We start from the raw sequence: 18,835 nt of genomic DNA, 5'->3' as shown, positions 1-18,835 counted from the left end.
GGGCGGTCGGGCCGGGCGGGTGGTCCCGGACGGGCAGGACCGGGGGATCTGCCGCGCCGCGCACCGTGGTAGGCAGAGCGCCTCGCCCGTGTCAGGAAGGACCACCCCGCCGATGTCTCGTCCCGGGCTGGTCGGCGCCACCGTCTCGCTGCTCGGCGCGACGCTGTTCTGGGCCGGTAACTACATCGTCGGGGCCCGGGCGGTGCAGAGCATCGACCCGTTCAGCCTCACCCTGCTCAGGTGGGTGCTGGCGCTCCCGCTGCTGCTGGCGCTCGCGCAGCTGATCGAGCGCCCGGACTGGCGGCAGGTGCTCGCCGCCTGGCGGTGGTTGCTGGCGCTGTCGTTCTTCGGGCTGCTCGCCTACACCGGATTCCTCTACGCCGCCCTCGAGGCCACCAGCGCCTTCAACGCCTCGCTGATCAACGCCTTCAATCCCGCGCTCATCGCGCTCGCCGGGGCGGTCTTCCTGCGCGAACGGCTGACCCCGCTCGCGGTCGCCGGAATCCTGGTCGCGCTGATCGGCGTGCTGATCGTCGTGACCGACGGCGATCCGGCGAGCGTGCTCCGCACCGGATTCGGGCCGGGCGAGCTGCTCATGCTGGGTGCGATCACCGCCTGGACCGGTTACGCGGTGGTCGGCCGACGCGTCCCGCCGCTGCCGCCGATCGCCTCGACCGCCGCGCAGGCGGCGGTGGCGGTGCTGCTGCTCGCCCCGATCGGGCTCCTCACCGGGGTCACCCTGCCCGGCGATCCGGCGTCGACGGGCTCGTTGCTGTTCATCGTGGTGTTCCCCTCGGTCCTGTCGTACCTGTTGTGGACCAGGGCCCTGCTCGTGCTGCCGGCCGGGAGCGCCGGGGTGTTCCTCAACCTGATCACCGTCTTCACCGCCGCCTTCACGATCATCGTGGGCGACCCCTACACCTCGGCGCAGGTCGTCGGCGGGCTGGTGGTGATCGCCGGGGTCGTGCTCACCAACGGAGGGCACCTGCGTCGACGGCCCGGCTGAGCGCTCCCCCGGCGGCGACGGGCCCGTCGACCGGCCGGTGGGGTCAGCCCGCGGTGCCGAGCAGGTCGGCGGTGGCGGCGCGGCGGAGCTTGCCCGACGGGGTCTTCGGCAGCGTCCCCGGCGCCAGCACCGCGACCCGGGCCGGGCGCACGCCGACGGCGGACACCACCCGGTGCGTGACGTCGTCGCGGATCGCCTTCACCGCCTCCGGGCTGTCGGCGCCCTTCGCCTCGACCGCGACCGCGAACGACTCGCGATGGCGCCCTTCGCCGGCCGCCAGCCGCACCGCGACGACGTTCCCGGCCCGCACCCCGTCGGCCGCACCCGCGGCACGCTCGATGTCGGTCGGGTAGATGTTGCGGCCGCCCATGATGATCACGTCCTTGGTCCGGCCACAGACGACGACCGCACCGTCCGTGGTCAGATAGCCCTCGTCCCCGGTGTCGAACCAGCCCTCGGCGTCCTGTGTGGACCGCGGGCCGTCGACGGTGAGATAGCCGGGCGTCACCGCCTCGCCGCGCAGCTGCAGCACGCCGACCTCGCGCGCCCCGAGCACCCGGCCGGCGGGGTCGACCGCCCGGACCTCCAGGCCCGGCAGCGGCGGCCCGAGCTCGGGGAACTCCCGCACCGGACCGTCCGAGGCCGGCTCGGCACGGCGGTGCGCCTCCAGCGACTCGGCATCCACCCGGTCCACCGTGAGTCCGGTGTGGACCGGTGCGAACGCCACCCCGAGCGCCGTCTCGGCCATCCCGTAGGCGCACAGCACCGACTCCGGCCGCAGCCCGAACCGTGCCCCCGCATCGGTGAACGCGGTGACGGCCGCCGGATCGACCGGCTCGGCGCCGTTCAGCGCGATCCGCAGTGACGACAGGTCGAGCTCGCCGTCGTCGACCCTGGCGAGCTGACGGGCCAGCACCGCATAGGCGAAGTTCGGCGCCGCGGTGACCGTGCCGCGGTACTTCGAGATCAGCTCGGCCCACAGCCGCGGCCGCCCGAGGAAGTCGACCGGGGTGACCGTGACCAGATCCAGCCCGACCGTCATCGGGATGGTCAGGAAACCGACCATCCCCATGTCGTGGAACAGCGGTAGCCAGGACACCATCCGGTCCGAGGCGACGTCCAGTTCGGACGCGGCGACCATCGAGCCGATGTTGGCGTGCAGGTTCGCGTGGGTGATCCGGACGGCCTTCGGCGCCGCGGTGGAGCCGCTGGTCAGCTGCAGCAGTGCGGTGTCGCCCTCGTCGGCGACGGCGGCGTCCGCGACGAAGGCGTCCGGGTCACCGGCCAGCGAGTCCAGGGTGCGGAACGGGATGCCCTGCTCCATCAGCACCGGGGCGAGCGCGTCGAACGGGGCCCCGAGCAGCACCATCGAGGCATCGATCATCTTGAGCGTGGTGACGGTGTCCGCAGCCCACTCCGCGAGATCGGTCCGGGGGGTCGGCTGGTGCAGCATCGTCACACTGCCACCCTGCAGCCACACCGCCTGCGCACACGGCGCGATCGCCGCGGGCTCGCCGGCGAGCACCCCGACCGCGCCGCCGAACGGGAGTGCCGGCTCGCCGTCGGCGCCGGGCCGGCGCAGCGCCTCCGCGCAGGACCGGGCCTCCCGGTGCACTTCCCCCCAGCTGCGCCGCACGGGCTCGCGCGGCTCCCCGGTGGTCATCCCGCGGAGATCCCGGTCGGGACCGGTCGCGGACTCCAGCAACGTCGCCAGAAAACGGGACATGCGCCCGACACTAATGCCTCGTCGGCGACCGGCCGGGCCCTCGCGCGGCCACGATCGGTGGCCGGTGGGCCGGGCGTAGCATCCGGTCCCATGACGGACCAGCCGATCAGCACTCCGCCGGCCGAGCTCGCCGAGGCGGTCACCGCGGTCCTGCCCGGGGCCCGCACCGATCTGGAGGCGCTGGTCCGCATCCCGAGCATCTGGGCCGATCCGGCACACGCCGACGACACGCGTCGCTCCGCGGACGCGGTCGCCGAGCTGGCCCGCGACGCCGGTGCCGCCGAGGTACGGGTGATCGCCGCCGAGGGTGGCGCGCCGGCCGTCGTCGCACACTGGCCGGGCCCCGAGGGCACGCCGACCGTCATGCTCTACGCCCACCACGACGTCCAGCCCACCGGTGGCGACGAGCACTGGACGTCGCCACCGTTCGAGCCGACCGAGCGGGACGGCCGGCTCTACGGCCGGGGCGCAGCGGACGACAAGGCCGGCGTCATGACCCACCTGGCGGTGCTGCGCGCCTACGGCGGCACGCCGCCGGTCGGGGTGGTGCTGTTCATCGAGGGCGAGGAGGAGTCCGGTTCGCCGACCCTGACCGCGCTGCTCGCCGAGCACCACGCGAGCCTCGCCGCGGACGTCATCGTGATCGCCGACGCCGCGAACCCCGCGGTCGACGTGCCGGCGCTGACCACCAGCCTGCGCGGCCTGGTCGACGTCGTCGTCGAGGTGTCGATGCTGGAGCGGCCGGTGCACTCCGGGGTCTACGGCGGCCCGATCGGCGACGCGCTCACCGCGCTCTGCCGGATACTCGCGACCCTGCACGACGACAAGGGCGAGGTCGCCGTCCCGGGGCTGGTCCACGGCAGCTCCGACGCCCCCGACCCGGACGAGACGACCTACCGCACCGACGCCGGCCTGCTCGACGGCGTCGAGCTGCTCGGCTCCGGCAGCATCCCGGAGCGGGTGAATGTCAAGCCGGCGGTCGCGGTGCTCGGCATCGACGCGCCGCGGGTCGCGGAGGCCTCGAACGTGCTGCTCCCGCGGGCCCGCGCGATGGTGAGCATGCGGCTCGCCCCCGGTGAGGACGCGGTGCAGGCGCAGCAGGCGCTCGCCGAGCACCTGGAGCGCAACGTGCCGTGGGGCGCGCACGTCACGGTCACCCCCGGCACCGGGGTCGCCGAACCGTTCAGCCTGTCCGCGACCGGCGAGGTGTACGACCACGCCCGCGCCGCGTTCGCCTCCGCGTACGGCAACTCCGCGGTGGAGACCGGGATCGGCGGCTCGATCCCGTTCATCGCCGAGTTCGCGCGCACCTTCCCGGGCGCCGCGGTGCTGGTGACCGGTGTCGGCGACCCGGCCAGCCGCTGGCACGGCATCGACGAGAGCCTGCACCTGGGCATGTTCGGCCGGAGCGTGCTCGCCGAGGCGCTGCTGCTGCACCGGCTCGCCGGGAACGGCTGAGCACCCGGCCACCGGCCGAAATCGGACATTCCCGGAATCGCTCGACCAACAATTGCAACGATCGAAATCTTTGAAACGAACGAAACAGTGTGATAGCTCGCACAGTCCCTTGTTCGCATATCTTCCGGGTTCGTATCTTCGAACCATGCGACAGATCATCGAGTCTCTCGATGCAGCGGCGGACGAGCCCGGTGCCCGGGCCGTCCGCTGTCGCCGTCACTGTCGCTGTCGTCACTGACGCCTGACCTCCTCCGTCGGCGCACACATCACTGGGCGATCCTGCCGTCCCCCGCCTGACCTGCGGCGAGCCACGGCACGGACTCCGAACCGATGGCATTACCTCGCCGTCGGACCACGCCCCTCGGACACGATCCCCACCACTGCGGCCCCGCTCGCTCTCTCGGTGGATCGTCGCCGGACCGACCTCGACACACAGAGGAAACAATGGTCAGCAAGTTCTCCGATTTCGGCAACATCATTCTCAACACCGACAGCTACAAGCATTCCCATCACGTTCTCTACCCGCCCGGGACGGAGTACGTATCCAGCTATGTCGAGTCCCGTGGCGGGCCCTTTCCGGCACACCTGTTCGTCGGGCTCCAGGCCTTCATCAAGGAGTACCTGCTCAAGCCGATCACGATCGAGGACATCGACGAGGCGGAGATCGTGACCCGCCAGCACAAGATCCCGTTCAACCGGGACGGCTGGCTGGGGATCCTCAACGAGCACGACGGCTACCTGCCGCTCGAGATCGAGGCGATCCCCGAGGGCACGGTGCTGCCGGTCCGCAACGCACTCGTGCAGGTCATCAACACCGACCCGAAGTACTTCTGGCTGACCAGCTTCGTCGAGACCCCGCTGCTGCGTGCGATCTGGTACCCGACGTCGGTCGGCACGCTGAGCTGGCTGTCCAAGCAGATCATCCGGCACGCGCTCGATCGGACCTCCGACCACCCGGAGATCATCCGGGACCTGCTTCACGACTACGGCGCGCGCGGCGTGAGCTCGCAGCAGTCGGCGGCGCTCGGCGGCCTCGCGCACCTGGTGAACTTCGAGCAGACCGACACGATCTTGGGCTCGCTGGCCGCCCAGCGCTATTACAACGCGATCGCCCCCGGCGCATCGGGCCCCAACTCCGAGCACTCCACGATGACGGCGTGGGGGCGGGAGAACGAGGCGAAGGCCTACGCGAACGCGATCCACAAGTACCGGGGCTGGCCGATCGTCGTGATCGTCTCCGACTCCTACGACCTCGACAACGCCGTGCACAACATCTTCGGTGGCGAGCTCAAGGAGCTCGTGGACAACCACCCCGGCACGGTGTTCGTCCGGCCGGACTCCGGGGATCCCGTGCAGGTCGTCTCGGACACCATCGAGGGCCTGATCGAGCACTACGGCGCGATCGAGAACAGCAAGGGCTACCGGGTGCTGCCCGACCGGATCCGGGTCTGCCAGGGCGACGGGATCACCCTCGACAGCCTGCGCGCCATCTACGCCGAGCTCGACCGCAGGAGGCTCGCGGCGGACAACGTCTACTTCGGGATGGGCGGCGGCCTGCTGCAGCAGGTCAACCGGGACACCCTGCACTTCGCCCAGAAGGCCAACGCGGTGCGGATCGACGGGCGCTGGGTCGACATCTGGAAGAGCCCGAACGGGGTCGACCTGAAGGCCTCCAAGCGGGGGCGGCTGGCCGTCCGCCAGGTCGACGGCCGGATCGAGACCGTGCCCCGGGACGCGGTGGCTCCGGAGGAGAACCTGCTCCAGCCCGTGTACCGCAACGGCAAGCTGTTGCGCCGCTGGGACTTGCTCGACCTGATCGAGCGCAGTGAGCGGACCGTGCCGCGCGAGTACTACGCGCCGGTGCTGCCCGAGGAGTCCTCCGCCGAGCAGCAGCCCCTGCCCTCGGCCGGCGCCTGACCGACACCTGCTGTTCCCGGTCGTCCCGGCCTGTGCCGGGACGACCGGGAGCGGTACCACCGAGGAGAGTCCCCGTGCCCGACCGTCCCACGTCCGGGATCGTCCCGGCCCTCGACGTACCCGACATCGACACCGCCCGGAGGCTGGCCGAGGCCACCGCCACCGTGCCGGGGGTGCTCGGTTTCAAGATCGGCCTGCAGCCGGTGCTGGCCTCCGGGCTGGCCCACACCGTCCGCGCGCTGCGCGAGGTCACCGATCTGCCGCTGTACTACGACCACCAGAAGGCCGGTCTGGACATCCCGTCCAACGGGCCGGGTCTCGCCGCCACGGTGGCCGCGGCCGGCGTCGACGGCCTGATCGTCTTCCCGGTCGCCGGTCCGAGCGCGGTACAGGGCTTCGTGCGGAGCGCGCTCGACCATCGGGTGCGGCCGATCGTCGGCGCCGCACTCCCGCTGGCGGACTACACGGTCTCGGGCGGCGGCTGGATCGCCGACGACGTGCTCGCCCGGGTCACCGAACTGGCGGTGCAGCACGGCGCACGCGACCTCGTCGTCCCCGCGCACGATCTCGGCCGGGCGGCGGCCGTCACCGCGGCACTCGTCGAACGGCACGACGGCCTCACGTTCTTCGTCCCCGGGGTGGGTGGCGACGCGACACCCGTCCTCGACGCCCTCCGTGCGGTGCGCGGTCCCCGGGCCATCGCGATCGTCGGGCGAGCCGTGCACGCCGCGCCCGATCCGCTCGAGGCTGCCCGGCGGTTGGCCGGCGACGCCGCGGAGCGTGCCACCAGGACCTGAGCACGCCACCGTCCGGTGCCCCCACAACCGCACGATCACACGACAGCACGATCACAAGGAGAGCGGACCATGTCCGAGCTTTTCGACAGCGAGCTCCTCGACCAGGCCGCGCAGGTGCTCGACAGCGCGCGCCGGGCCGGGCTCCGCATCGCCACCGCCGAGACCGTCACCGGGGGCCTGGTGGCCGCCGCGCTGACCTCGGTCGCGGGTGCCTCGACCGTGTTCGAGCGCGGGTTCGTCCTCTACCACGCCTCGGTCAAGGCGGTCGGGCTCGGCGTCGGGCCCGAGATCGCGCAGGAGCACGGGCTGGTCAGCGCCGCCGTCACCGAGGGCATCGCCAACGGCATCCTGGAGCACTCCGCCGCCGACGCCGGGGTGGCGCTCACCGGGTACGCCGGCCCCACCGGGGGCAACGACCGCGATCCGGTCGGCACCGTCTACACCTCGGCCGTCCTGCGCGACGGGAAGATCGTGACCGAACGACACGTGTTCGACGGGGACCGGACGGCCGTCAAGCTGCAGGCCGTCGAGGCCGCGCTGCGGCTGCTCGGGGACCAGCTCGGCGGCAGTGATGCGCGGTGAGCGCGCTGCACGTCTTCGACATGGACGGCACGCTGCTGCGCGGGACCAGCGCGAGCCTGGAGATCGGCAGGCGGATCGGCAGGCTCTCCGAGATCGAGGTGCTGGAGGTCGCGTCCTCCGCCGGTGAGATCGACAACCTGGAATTCCACCGCGCCTGTCACCCCATCTGGCAGACCCTGACCGACCAGGACATCGACGCGGCCTTCCGGGGCGCCCCCTGGTTGCAGGGCATCGCCGAGGTGTGGGCGGACATCTCCGGGCGTGGTGAGCACTCGGTCGTCGTGTCCATGTCCCCGCGCTTCTTCGTGGACCGGCTGCGCGGGTGGGGGGCGGACGCGGTGCACGCCACCGACGTGCCGATCGCCGGGCCGCTGGACGAGGAGCGGGTGCTGACCGCCGCGGCGAAGGTCACGATCGTGGCGGACCTGTTGCGACAGCACGCTCTCACGCCCCGCGACTGTGTCGCCTACGGCGACTCCTACACCGACGTACCGCTGTTCCGGGCCGTCCCGCTCTCGGTGGCGGTCAACGCCGACGACGAGATCAAGGGACTCGCCCGGCTCAGTTACGACGGCGACGACCTGCGGGAGGCCTACGCCGCCGGACGCGGGCTGCTGCAGGACCGGGCGGTCCGGGAAGGAGCCGGATGACATCGGAGCCGACCACGACCGGGCCCGGCCCGGCGGACCCGCCCACCCGGCCGCGGGTCCGGCTGCTGGTCGAGATCGAGACCGCCGATCCAGCGGAGTCCGCACACGACGTCGCTGACGTGGTGCGCACCCTGCTCGACCGGCTGCCCCGGGTCGCGCCCGGCCATCACGTCCCGACGGTGTCCGTGCTCGGCTCGGCCAAGCACCCGCTCGCCACCCGCGGGGTCTACGAGCTCGGCGCCCAGGAGCTGCTCGTCGACGGGGTGGAGGTCCGGCTGACACCACGGGAGTCGACCGTGCTCACCCATCTCGTGCAACGTCCGCACCAGCCGGTGTCACGCCAGGAGCTCTGCGAACGCCTGGACGACGCGGACGGGTCGCTCGGTCCGCGCGCCGTCGACGTCATCCTGTCCCGGTTGCGGGCCAAGCTCACCTGGACCCCGGCACCGGTGGTCACCGTCCGCGGCGTCGGTTACCGCTACGACCCCTCCGAACGGTTCCTGGTCATCGACGGACGCCCCTGACCACCGGTCCGGTCAGCGCCTCCGGGGCGTCGAGCCGGATCCGCTGCCCGGCAGCGGATCCCGCTGGGCACCGGTCCTCCGGGGTCCGGGTGTCCTCGGTACCCGCACACGATCCGCACCGGCAGGTCGGGCGAAGCGCCGCTCGGCCCGGCCGACCGACTGCCGCCCGGCCGGAGCGGGTATCACTGGCACCATGAAGTTCGGTATCGCCACGTTCGTGACCGACGAGGGCATCCGGCCGGGCCCGCTGGGCCGGGCATTGGAGGAGCGCGGGTTCGACTCGGTCTTCCTCGCGGAGCACTCGCACATCCCGGTCAGCCGCGAGTCGCCCTATCCCGGTGGCGGTGACCTGCCGCGCGTCTACTACCGGACGCTCGATCCGTTCGTCGCGCTCACCGCGATGGCGGCGACGACGACCGATCTGCTGCTCGGCACCGGGATCGTGCTGCTGCCGCAGCGCGACGTCATCCACACCGCGAAGTCCGCCGCGAGCCTGGACCTGCTGTCCGGCGGACGGCTGCTGTTCGGCGTCGGCGCCGGCTGGAACCGGGAGGAGATGCGCAACCACGGCACCGATCCGGCGAAGCGCGGCCCGCTGATGACCGAGCAGCTGCACGCGCTGAAGGCACTGTGGACCGAGGAGGAGGCCGAGTTCCACGGCGAGCACGTGCACCTCGAGCGGTCGTTCTGCCGGCCGAAGCCGGCCCGCGAGCCGCACCCGCCGATCTACCTCGGCGGGGAGAGCGAGGCCGCCCTGAACCGGCTCGCCGCGGTCGGTGACGGCTGGCTGCCGCGCGGGCACCTGTCGTTCGACGAGATCCGCCGGGTCCGGGCCGATCTCGCCGACCGCGGGAAGCCGGACGTGCCGACCACCGTGTTCGCCGCCCAGCCGGACCCGGAGACGGTGGCCGGATACGCCGACATCGGCGTCGAGCGGGTGACGTTCCTGCTGCCGACGCGGCCCGAGCGGGAGACCCTCACGAAGCTGGACGAGCTGGCGCAGGTGGTGCAGCGCTCCCGCTGAGCCCGCCGAGCACCAGCGCCGTCAGCGCCTCCGGGGCGTCGAGTTGGATCAGGTGCCCGGCGGCGGGCACCAGATGCAGTTCGGCGCCCGGGATCGCGGCGGCGAGCCGGTGCGCCCGGTCCACCGGGATCCAGGTGTCCTCGGTACCCCACACGATCCGTACCGGCAGGTCGAGCTCGCCGTAGCGCGGCTCGATCTCGTCGGTGAAGCGCTGGTCGGCCTGCGCGATCTGCCGGTAGAACGCCGCCTGCCCCTCCTCCCCCAGCCAGGGCGTGACCAGCATGTCCTCGTCGCCCGGGCGCAGCGGCCGGAACGCCGCGCCGCGCACGTAGGCGCGGACCAGCGCCTCGTGCAGCGGCTCGGGCAACGCGGCGAAGACGTCGGCGTTGTCCCGGACGAGCCGGAAGAACTCCGATCCCCACGGGGCGAGTGCGACCACGTCGACCAGCGTCAGCGAGGTGTACGCCGCACCGTGCAGCAGGTGCGCCCGCAGCGCGACGGCACCGCCGTAGTCGTGCGCGACGACGTGCGGCGCCTCGTCGAGATCCCACCGGCCGAGCAGGGTGGCGAGTATCCGGCCCTGGACGTCGAGCGACACGTCCCCGCTCTTCGACGAGACCCCGTAGCCGGGCATGTCCCACAGGTACACCCGGTGCGACGACGCCACCGCCTCCGCCACCGGCCCCCACAGTCGTGACGACCACGGTGTGCCGTGGCAGAACACCACCGGCGGACCGGAACCCCGGGCCGTCCACCGCACTCGATGACCGTCGACGGTGCATGCCTCGTCCATATCCACAGGCGGAGCGTCGCACACTGCGGGCAGAATGAGCCTCGATGGAAATCCGGCTGCTCGGCACCGTGTCCGCGCTCGACGGGTCCGGTACGGAGCTGCTGCCTGCCGGTCCGCGGCTGCGCGGGCTGCTGGCCCGCCTGGCGCTGGACGCCGGCCATCCGGTCGACGCCGGCACCCTGGTCGACGCCCTGTGGGGCCCGGCCCCGCCGTCGACGGCGAACGCGCTGCAGTCGCTGGTGTCCCGGCTGCGGCGATCCCTGGGCGCCGACCGGGTCCGTTCGGTACCGGGTGGCTACCGGCTCGACGTCGGCACCGGCGCGGTCGACGCGTTGCGGTTCGCGGCGCTGCGGCGCGACGCCGGAGCCGAACCGGATCGTGCCCGGGCCCGTGACCTCCTGGAACGGGCGCTCGGTCTGTGGTCCGGCCCGGCGCTGGCCGACCTGCGGGAGGTCCCGTTCGCCGGACCGGCGGCGGCCCGGCTGGCCGAGGCCCGTGCCGCGGTGGCCGAGGAGCTGGCCCGCCGCACGATCGACGACGGAGTACCCGGGCCCGGGGCGGTCAGCGGTGTGCTGTCCGACGTACTGACCGAGCAGCCGCTGCGGGAGTCCTCCGCCGTCGCGCTGGCCAGGGTGCTGCACGCGACCGGGCACCGGGCCGACGCACTCGCCGTGCTGGATCGCACCCGCTCCGCGCTGGCCGAGGAGCTCGGTGTCGACCCGGGCCCGGAGCTGCGGGCCGCCCGGACCGAGCTGCTGCACGACGCCCCCTCCGGCAACGGCCCGGGCGCCGGTCGGGCGCCGGCGGCCCGGGCCGGGACCGCGGTGACCAACGGCGGGACCGCGGTAGCCGCCGACGGGACCGCGGTAGCCGACGGCGGGACGGCAGTGCCCGGTGCCGGGACAGCAGTGCCCGGTGCCGGGACGGCAGCTCACAGTGCCGAAACGGCGATGACCAGGGCCGGAACGGTGGTCACCAGGGCCGAACCGGCGGTGACCCCGCGCCACCGGGCACCCGCGCTGACCTCGTTCGTCGGCCGGGACGACGATCTCGCCCGGCTCCGTTCGCTGCTCCCGAGTGCCCGCCTGATCACCGTCACCGGACCGGGCGGGGCCGGGAAGACCCGGGTCGTCAGCGAGGTCGTGCGCGATCTCGACCGCCCGGTGGAGGTGGCCGAGCTGGCGCCGCTCGCCGGGGCCGAGCAGCTCGCGGCGACCGTGCTGCACGCCGTCGGCGGCCCCGATCTCGCCCTCGGCGACCGCACCGGGCCGGACACCCTGACCCGGTTGCGCAGCACGCTGGCCCGCCGTGAGCTGCTGCTGGTGCTGGACAACTGCGAGCACCTGATCGACTCCGTCGCCGGGCTCGTGGACGACCTGCTGGGCACGGTGCCGGGCCTGACGGTGCTCGCCACCAGCCGGGAGCCGCTGGGGGTGCCCGGCGAGCTGCTGCACCCGCTCGGCGCGCTCGACGACGCGCAGGCCGCCCGGCTGTTCACCGACCGCGCGGCGGCGGTCGCCCCCGGGTTCACCGCGGATCCCGCGACCGTCACCGAGATCTGTCGCAGGCTCGACGGGCAGCCGCTGCCGATCGAGCTGGCCGCGGCCCGCGCCCGGACGCTGAGCGCCCGCGAGATCGCCGACCGCCTGGCCGACCGGTTCCGGCTGCTGGTCTCCGGCAGCCGCACGGCGCTGCCCAGGCACCAGACGCTGCGCGCGGTCGTCGACTGGAGCTGGGACCTGCTCGGCGGGCCCGAACGCGTCCTGGCCGGGCGGTTCGGCGTGTTCGCCGGGCCGGTCGAGGCGAATGCCGTGGAGGTCGTGTGCGGTGCCGGCGATCTCGACGGCGACCCGCTCGGCCTGCTGGACTCGCTGGTCGAGAAGTCCCTGGTCGTCGCGACGCAGGATCCCGATGGCGGGCCCACTCGCTACCGGATGCTGGAGACGATCCGGGAGTATGCGGCGGCCCGGCTGGCCGAGTCCGGAGAGTCCGGACCGGTGGTGCGGGCGCACGCCGACTGGCTGCTGGCGGTGCTCGAACCCGGCGAGCCGGTGCTGCGCACCCGCAGCCAGCTCGACCGGCTGGCGGTACTGCGCCGGGTGGAGGGCGAAGCGTTCCGGGCCCTCGACCGGGCGGTCACCGATCCCCGGCCCGCGCACGCACACCGGCTGCTGGCGGCGGTGTCCTGGAGCTGGGTGATCCGCGGCGAGAACATCGCGCTGCTCCACTGGTCCGACCTGGTTGCCCGGCTCGACCCGCCGGAGGGGGAGCCGGCGGCGACCACGAACCGGGCGATCCGGGCACTCCTGCTCGCCGGCTACGTCGCCGTCGAGGGTGCGCCCGCCGAGATCGACGCCGTGGAGGCCGCGCTCCCCGGCCTGCCGCACCCACGGCACCCGGCCGTCGTCCTCGCCGGACCGGCCGCGCGGGCATTCAGCTCGGGTGACCGCTCCGAGCTGGGCGCCCTGGTCACCGGGGATGAGGCCCCCTGGCTGCGCGGCGCGGCCGCGCTCCTGGCGGCGGTGCACGCCGAGAACGAGGGCGACATCGACGAGCAGCGCGCCTACCTGCGGGTCGCGCACCCGCTGTTCCGCGCGGTCGGTGACCGATACGGACTCGGGCTGGCCGTCGCGTCGCTCGGCGAGCTGGAGGATCTCGCCGGCAACGGGGAGGCCGCCTGCGCCGCCTGGACCGAGTCGATCGCGCTGACCGCGGAGCTGGGCAATCTCGACGACCTCCCGCACTTCCGCATGCAGCTGGCCGGTCTCGCGGCCCGCCGCGGCGACGAGTCCGCGGCCCGCGAACAGCTGGAGCTCACCGAGAGGCACCTGCGTGAACACCCCCGCCAGCGCACCATGTCCTGGATCGACTGGGGCCGCGCCGACGTCGAGCGACGGCTCGGCAGGCCGGCCCGTGCCCGGACCCTCCTCGACGAGTCCTGGACCGTCAGCGGGCCCGAGGCGGGCCGGCTCCAGCGGGTGACCCTGCAGCATCTCTTCGCGGCCGCCGCCGAGCTCGACCTCGGCCGGATCGACGCCGCCCGGGAGTTCCTCGACACCGCCGCGGACACCGCCCTGGAGAGCAACGACGGCCCGGTGCTCGGCATGGCCGCCGAGGGATCGGCCCGCTGGGCGGTCGCCGTCGGCGACCCGGAACGGGCCGGTGAGCTGCTCGGTATCGCGATCGCCCGGCGGGGAACCCTGCATCTCGGCGACCCGGACGTGATCGCGACCCGCGACGCCGTCGTCGCCGCGCTCGGCCGGGGTGGCGCGGACACCGCGATCGCCCGCGGCCGGGTCGCCGCCCGCGACGTCGCTCCCCGGCCGCTGCGATCTCACGACGTCAGGTCCGCCGCCGGTACAGGGTGACCGCCAGCGGCGCGAAGATCGCAACGACGATCGCCGACGTCACCAGCGAAGCGGTGGTCGCCGCCGCGGCGGGCTCACCGGCCAGCAGGGCCCGGACCGCGTCGGCACACCGGCTGACCGGGTTCACCTCGGCGAACGGACGCAGCCAGTCCGGCATGGTCTCGACCGGGACGAACACCGAGCTGGCGAACGTCAGCGGCAGCATGATCATCGCGCTGATGCCCTGCACCGAACGCGGCTCGCGGGACACCACCCCGAGTGCGGTGAAGATCCAGCACATCGCGAAGGCGAACAGCACCACCAGGCCGAACGCACCCAGCACCGCGAGCGGACCGGCCGAGGTCCGGTAGCCGAGCGCGAAACCGAAGGCCAGCATGATCACGCCGGAGGTGATGTAGCGGACCAGGTCGGCGCCGACCGCGCCGACCAGCGGCGCCGCCCGGGAGATCGGCAGGCTGCGGAACCGGTCGAAGATCCCGGTCTTGAGGTCCTCCGCCAGGCCGACACCGGTTCCGGCCGAGGCGAACACGACGGTCTGCAGCAGTACCCCGGGCAGCGCGTACTGCAGGTAGTCGTCGCTGCTGCCGGCGATCGCACCACCGAACACGTAGACGAACAGCAGCAGGAAGATGATCGGCTGCAGTGTCACGTCCAGCAGCGCCTCCGGCGAGTGGATCGTCTTGATCAGCCCGCGGCGGGCGAGCGCGGCGCTGTGCCGCAGCGGGGCGGGCACCCAGCTGCGGCGGGCGGCAGCCGGCGCCGTCGGGCCGGGCGTCGGCGGGTGCTCGGTCAGGGTGGCGGTCACGCGGATTCTCCGTCGGTGGTGCCGGTCTGGTGGCCGGTGAGGCTGAGGAAGACGTCGTCGAGGCTGGGCAGCCGCAGGCCGATCTCGGCGACCGCGATCCCCGCCTCGGTCAGCCGGATGTCGGTGCGGCCCAGCGCGCCCGGGTCGGCGGCGGCGACGCTGACCTCGCCGGAGGGCGCGATCGAGGGCTCGGCGCCGGTCTCGGCCGCGACGACCGCGGCGACCTGCCGGGCGTCGCCCTGGCGGACCGGACGCACGTGCAGGAGCTGGCCGCCGGTCTGCGACTTCAGCTCGGCCGCCGTCCCGGCGGCGATCACCCGGCCCCGGTCGAGGACGACCAGATCGTGGGCGAGCTGATCGGCCTCCTCCAGGTACTGGGTGGTGAGCAGGACGGTGACGCCCTCGTCGGCCAGCCGGCGGACGGCCTCCCACACCTCGTTGCGGTGCCGCGGGTCGAGCCCGGTGGTCGGCTCGTCGAGGAACAGCACCTCCGGGTCCCCGACCAGGCTGGCGGCGAGGTCGAGCCGGCGGCGCATGCCGCCGGAGTAGGTGCGGACCCGGCGCCCGGCGGCCTCGGTGAGCCCGAACCGCTCGATCAGCTCGTCGGCACGGGCCCGCGCGGCCCGGCCGGGGAGATCCAGCAGCCGGGCGATGAGCACCAGGTTGTCGCGGCCGGTGAGCGCCTCGTCGACCGCGGCGTACTGCCCGGTGAGACCAATCCGGCGGCGCACACCGGCGGGATCGGCGACGACGTCGTGCCCGAGTACGGCGGCCCGCCCCGCCGTCGGTGGCAGCAGCGTGGCGAGCATCCGGACGGTGGTGGTCTTGCCGGAGCCGTTCGGGCCGAGCAGACCGAGTACCTGACCGGGATGTGCGGTGAAGGAGATGCCGTCGACGGCGCGGACGTCGCCGAAGGTGCGGACCAGCCCGTCGACCTCGATGGCGGGCGGAAGAGCATTCATGGGTCCAGGGTGCGCCCGGGCGCTGGCACCGGGCTGGCACGGCCCTGACACGGGCTCCGATACACCTGGCACTTTTCTGGCGCTGCCCTGGCACGGCCCGGACGCGGCTCTGACACTGCTCCGACACGGCCCTGACAGGGCCGGACAGGATCGGATCGCTGCCGGCGGCGACCTCACACCGGCGATCGGCCCGGTCCCACCGCCACCCCCCGACGGCGGCGGCGGAACCGAACCGCTCCCCCCGTCACGGCGACGCTCCCCAGCCCGCCGTGACGTGTTCGACGGTATCCGCTGGAGAAGGCGTCCGTATCGGTCGAAGTACTGATCTCCAACCCCCGGCTCCTCCTACCGAGGTAGGAGGAACGCCCTATCCTTCGGCGCGCTCGGCGGCCGCCAGCCACTCGATCTCGACCGTCTCCCGCTCGGCGACGACCGCCTTGAGCTCCCGGTCCAGCTCCATCAGCCGGTCCGGGTCGGTGGCCGCCTCGGCCAGCTGGCCGTGCAGCCGCTCCTCACGCTTCGTGAGCTGTTCCATCCGCCGTTCGAGACGCTGCGCGTCCTTGCGGGCGGTCCGCTGCGCGGCGGCGTCCACCTTCGGGGCGTCCCCGGCCCGGGCCGGGGCCGACGCGGATGCCGGTGCGGCGGAGGCCTGCCCGGCCGGGCCGCGGCCCGCGGCCGCCCGGCGCTGCAGGTAATCGCCGATCCCACCGGGCAGGTGGGTCAGGTTCCCGTCGCCGAACAGCGCCAGCACCTGGTCGCAGACCCGCTCGGTGAGGTACCTGTCGTGGCTGACGACGACCAGCGTCCCCGGCCAGCCGTCGAGCAGGTCCTCCAGCCCGGCGAGGGTGTCGACGTCGAGATCGTTCGTCGGTTCGTCGAGCAGCAGCACGTTCGGCTCGTCCATCAGCAGCCGGGTCAGCTGCAACCGGCGACGCTCGCCGCCGGAGAGCCGTCCGACCGGTGTCCACTGCCGGGCCGCGGGGAACCCGAGCTGTTCCAGCACCTGCGACGCCGTCATCTCCTGCTTCCCGAGCCGCACGTACTTGGCGACGGCCTCGGTCGCCTCCAGCACCCGCATCTCGGCGGGCAGGTCGATCAGCTCCTGGGTCAGCTGCGCCAGCTTCACCGTGCTGCCCTGCACCCGGCGGCCGGAGTCCAGCTCCCGCTCACCGGTCAGCGCGCGCAGCAGCGTCGTCTTCCCGGATCCGTTGATCCCGACGATGCCGACCCGGTCGCCCGGGCCGAGCCGCCAGGTCACCCGGTCCAGCAGGGTCCGCCCGGCGATCTCGACCGTGGCGTCCTCCAGCTCCAGCACGGTGCGGCCGAGCCGGTTGGTGGCGAACTGCATCAGCTCGACGGTGTTGCGCGCGGCCGGGACGTCCGCGATCAGCGCCTCGGCGGCCTCGATCCGGTACCGCGGCTTCGAGGTGCGGGCGGGCGGGCCACGCCGCAGCCAGGCCAGTTCCTTGCGGGCGAGGTTGCGGCGGCGCTGCTCGGCGGCGTCGGCCTGCCGGGTGCGCTCGGCCCGGGCGTAGACCCAGTCGGCGTAGCCGCCGAGATACGACTCGACCTGCCCGTTCGCGACCTCCCAGGTGCGGGTGCAGACGGTGTCGAGGAACCAGCGGTCGTGCGTGACGACGACGAGTGCGATCCGGCGGGCGATCAGGTGGTTCGCCAGCCAGCCGATGCCCTCGACGTCGAGATGGTTGGTGGGCTCGTCGAGCACCACCAGGTCGAGCTCGCCGACGAGTGCCGCGGCCAGCGCGACCCGCCGCTTCTCCCCACCGGAGAGCCCGTCGGTGGGCCGCTCCAGTGCGGTGTCGACGGACGCTCCCGCTCCGCTCCGCGGCGTGATCCCGAGTCCGTCCAGCACGTCCCGCACCCGCGGATCGGACGCCCACTCGTGATCGGCGCCGTAGTGCTGCAGCACGATGTCGCGCACGGTCGACCCGGCCGGGAACCGGTCCCGCTGGGCGAGGTGCGCCATCCGCAGGCCGCCGAGCCTGCTGACCCGGCCGCCCTCGGTGGGGCGTTCCCCGGTGATCACGTCGAGCAGGGTGGTCTTGCCGCCGCCGTTGAGGCCGACGACGCCGATCCGCTCGCCGCGTTCCACCCCCAGCGAGACGGCGTCGAGCAGCACCCGCGAGGCGTCACCGGGCACGTGCGCGGTGACGTTCTCCAGGTTGAGCAGGTTCTCGGGCATCAGTTCCTCCGGCCCTCAGGCACGTGCCGGCGGCCAGCTGCCGGATCCGGTCGGACCGCCACGTCCCGGCGGCGGCTCGTGTTCGTCGATCACCCGCGCGCCGCCGACCGGTCCGTGCGCGACGCGGACGGTGCGGCACACGCCCATCCCGGCCAGCTCGGTGGCCACCTCGACGGCGGCGTCGGAGTCCGCGCAGAGGAACGCGCAGGTCGGCCCCGATCCGGAGACCAGCCCGGCGATCGCCCCGGCGTTCACCCCGGCGCGCAGCGTGCGGCGCAGGTCCGGCGCCATCGAGACGGCGGCGGCCTGCAGGTCGTTGCCCAGGTTCAGGGCGAGCTGGCGGGGATCCCCGCCGGCCAGTGCCTCCAGCACCGGTTCGACCGGGCGCTCGGGCGGCTCGGCGCCACCGCGCAGCCGGTCCAGCTCCCCGAACACCGCCGGGGTGGACAGCCCGCCGCGGGCCAGTGCGATCACCCAGTGCAGCCGGTGCCGGGCGAGCACCGGGATGACCTGCTCACCGCGGCCGGTGCCGAGCGCGGTGCCGCCGTGCAGGCCGAACGTGACGTCCGAGCCGAGCTCGGCGGCGAGCCCGGACAGCTCCTCGCGGCCCAGCTCCATCCGCCACAGCGCGGACAGTGCGACCAGCGCGCCCGCGGCATCGGCGGAGCCACCCGCCATCCCGCCGGCGACCGGGATGCCCTTGCGCAGGGTGACCCGGACGTCCGGTGCACGGCCGGCCCGCTCGGCCAGCAGCTCGACCGCACGCCAGGCCAGGTTGGTGGCGTCCAGCGGCACTTCGGCGACGCCGTCGCCGTGCACATCGAGCGTGGGCTCCTCGGCCGGCTCGACCGACACCTCGTCGAACAGGCTCACCGCGTGGAACACGGTGACCAGGTCATGGAATCCGTCCGGCCGCACCCCGCCCACGGCGAGATGCAGGTTGATCTTCGCGGGTACCCGGACGGTGACCGGTCGCGGCACGGCGGACAGCACCGCTCAACCCTACGGGCAGCGCCGCGC

The 18,835-nt window shown here is 73.5% G+C and carries 15 protein-coding genes; 9 read left to right on the top strand and 6 right to left on the bottom strand.

Annotated elements, in window-relative coordinates; all coding sequences use genetic code 11:
* Positions 1-112: 112 nt before the first annotated feature.
* Positions 113-1,006 carry a DMT family transporter gene (locus Pdca_RS04795; RefSeq protein ID WP_085914728.1) on the top strand — a complete coding sequence of 298 codons (894 nt, stop codon included), beginning with the start codon at positions 113-115 and terminating at the stop codon, positions 1,004-1,006.
* A 43-nt stretch (positions 1,007-1,049) separates the two neighbouring features.
* Here the strand turns inward: Pdca_RS04795 and Pdca_RS04790 are convergent, their stop codons facing one another.
* Positions 1,050-2,732 carry a fatty acyl-AMP ligase gene (locus Pdca_RS04790; RefSeq protein WP_085914729.1) on the bottom strand — a complete coding sequence of 561 codons (1,683 nt, stop codon included), beginning with the start codon at positions 2,730-2,732 and terminating at the stop codon, positions 1,050-1,052.
* Between the two features lie 90 nt (positions 2,733-2,822).
* Between Pdca_RS04790 and Pdca_RS04785 the strand changes: the two genes are divergently transcribed.
* From Pdca_RS04785 to Pdca_RS04755, 7 genes are all read left to right on the top strand, one after another.
* Complete coding sequence (locus tag Pdca_RS04785; RefSeq protein ID WP_085914730.1) at positions 2,823-4,190, top strand: dipeptidase; 1,368 nt, start codon at positions 2,823-2,825, stop codon at positions 4,188-4,190.
* A gap of 444 nt (positions 4,191-4,634) precedes the next feature.
* Positions 4,635-6,107 carry a nicotinate phosphoribosyltransferase gene (locus Pdca_RS04780; protein ID WP_085914731.1) on the top strand — a complete coding sequence of 491 codons (1,473 nt, stop codon included), beginning with the start codon at positions 4,635-4,637 and terminating at the stop codon, positions 6,105-6,107.
* Between the two features lie 74 nt (positions 6,108-6,181).
* Positions 6,182-6,904, top strand: coding sequence for an orotidine 5'-phosphate decarboxylase / HUMPS family protein (locus Pdca_RS04775; RefSeq protein WP_197719923.1), 723 nt, complete (start codon positions 6,182-6,184; stop codon positions 6,902-6,904).
* 69 nt (positions 6,905-6,973) lie between these two features.
* A complete protein-coding gene (locus Pdca_RS04770) occupies positions 6,974-7,486 on the top strand; it encodes a CinA family protein (protein WP_085914733.1) in 513 nt (170 codons plus the stop codon).
* Positions 7,483-8,136, top strand: a complete 654-nt coding sequence (locus Pdca_RS04765; RefSeq protein WP_085914734.1) for an HAD family hydrolase — start codon at positions 7,483-7,485, stop codon at positions 8,134-8,136. The genes Pdca_RS04770 and Pdca_RS04765 overlap by 4 nt, the downstream gene beginning before the upstream one ends.
* Positions 8,133-8,660 (top strand): winged helix-turn-helix domain-containing protein, encoded by a 528-nt coding sequence (locus Pdca_RS04760; protein ID WP_085914735.1) that lies wholly within the window; start codon positions 8,133-8,135, stop codon positions 8,658-8,660. The genes Pdca_RS04765 and Pdca_RS04760 overlap by 4 nt, the downstream gene beginning before the upstream one ends.
* Positions 8,661-8,853: 193 nt before the next feature.
* Positions 8,854-9,684, top strand: a complete 831-nt coding sequence (locus Pdca_RS04755) for an LLM class F420-dependent oxidoreductase (RefSeq protein ID WP_085914736.1) — start codon at positions 8,854-8,856, stop codon at positions 9,682-9,684.
* Here Pdca_RS04755 and Pdca_RS04750 read toward each other — a convergent pair.
* Entirely contained in the window at positions 9,638-10,477 is an 840-nt protein-coding gene (locus tag Pdca_RS04750) for an alpha/beta fold hydrolase (RefSeq protein ID WP_085914737.1), read from the bottom strand. The two genes, Pdca_RS04755 and Pdca_RS04750, sit on opposite strands and share 47 nt — an antisense overlap.
* 44 nt (positions 10,478-10,521) lie before the next feature.
* On the opposite strand from Pdca_RS04750, the gene Pdca_RS04745 reads away from it, so the two are divergent.
* Positions 10,522-13,845 (top strand): AfsR/SARP family transcriptional regulator, encoded by a 3,324-nt coding sequence (locus Pdca_RS04745; protein WP_085914738.1) that lies wholly within the window; start codon positions 10,522-10,524, stop codon positions 13,843-13,845.
* Here the strand turns inward: Pdca_RS04745 and Pdca_RS04740 are convergent.
* From Pdca_RS04740 to Pdca_RS04725, 4 genes are all read right to left on the bottom strand, one after another.
* Entirely contained in the window at positions 13,820-14,650 is an 831-nt protein-coding gene (locus Pdca_RS04740) for an ABC transporter permease (RefSeq protein ID WP_232021417.1), read from the bottom strand. The genes Pdca_RS04745 and Pdca_RS04740 overlap by 26 nt on opposite strands.
* Complete coding sequence (locus Pdca_RS04735; RefSeq protein ID WP_085914739.1) at positions 14,647-15,612, bottom strand: ATP-binding cassette domain-containing protein; 966 nt, start codon at positions 15,610-15,612, stop codon at positions 14,647-14,649. Before Pdca_RS04735 ends, Pdca_RS04740 begins: the two co-directional genes overlap by 4 nt.
* Before the next feature lie 367 nt (positions 15,613-15,979).
* On the bottom strand, positions 15,980-17,815 hold the full coding sequence (locus tag Pdca_RS04730; protein WP_085914740.1) for an ABC-F family ATP-binding cassette domain-containing protein: 1,836 nt from the start codon (positions 17,813-17,815) through the stop codon (positions 15,980-15,982).
* Positions 17,816-17,830: 15 nt separating this feature from the next.
* Complete coding sequence (locus Pdca_RS04725) at positions 17,831-18,808, bottom strand: 4-(cytidine 5'-diphospho)-2-C-methyl-D-erythritol kinase (RefSeq protein WP_085914741.1); 978 nt, start codon at positions 18,806-18,808, stop codon at positions 17,831-17,833.
* Positions 18,809-18,835 lie beyond the last annotated feature (27 nt).

It is taken from the genome of Pseudonocardia autotrophica (assembly GCF_003945385.1).
GTDB lineage: Bacteria > Actinomycetota > Actinomycetes > Mycobacteriales > Pseudonocardiaceae > Pseudonocardia > Pseudonocardia autotrophica.
This window is presented reverse-complemented; position numbering and strand designations above follow the sequence as displayed.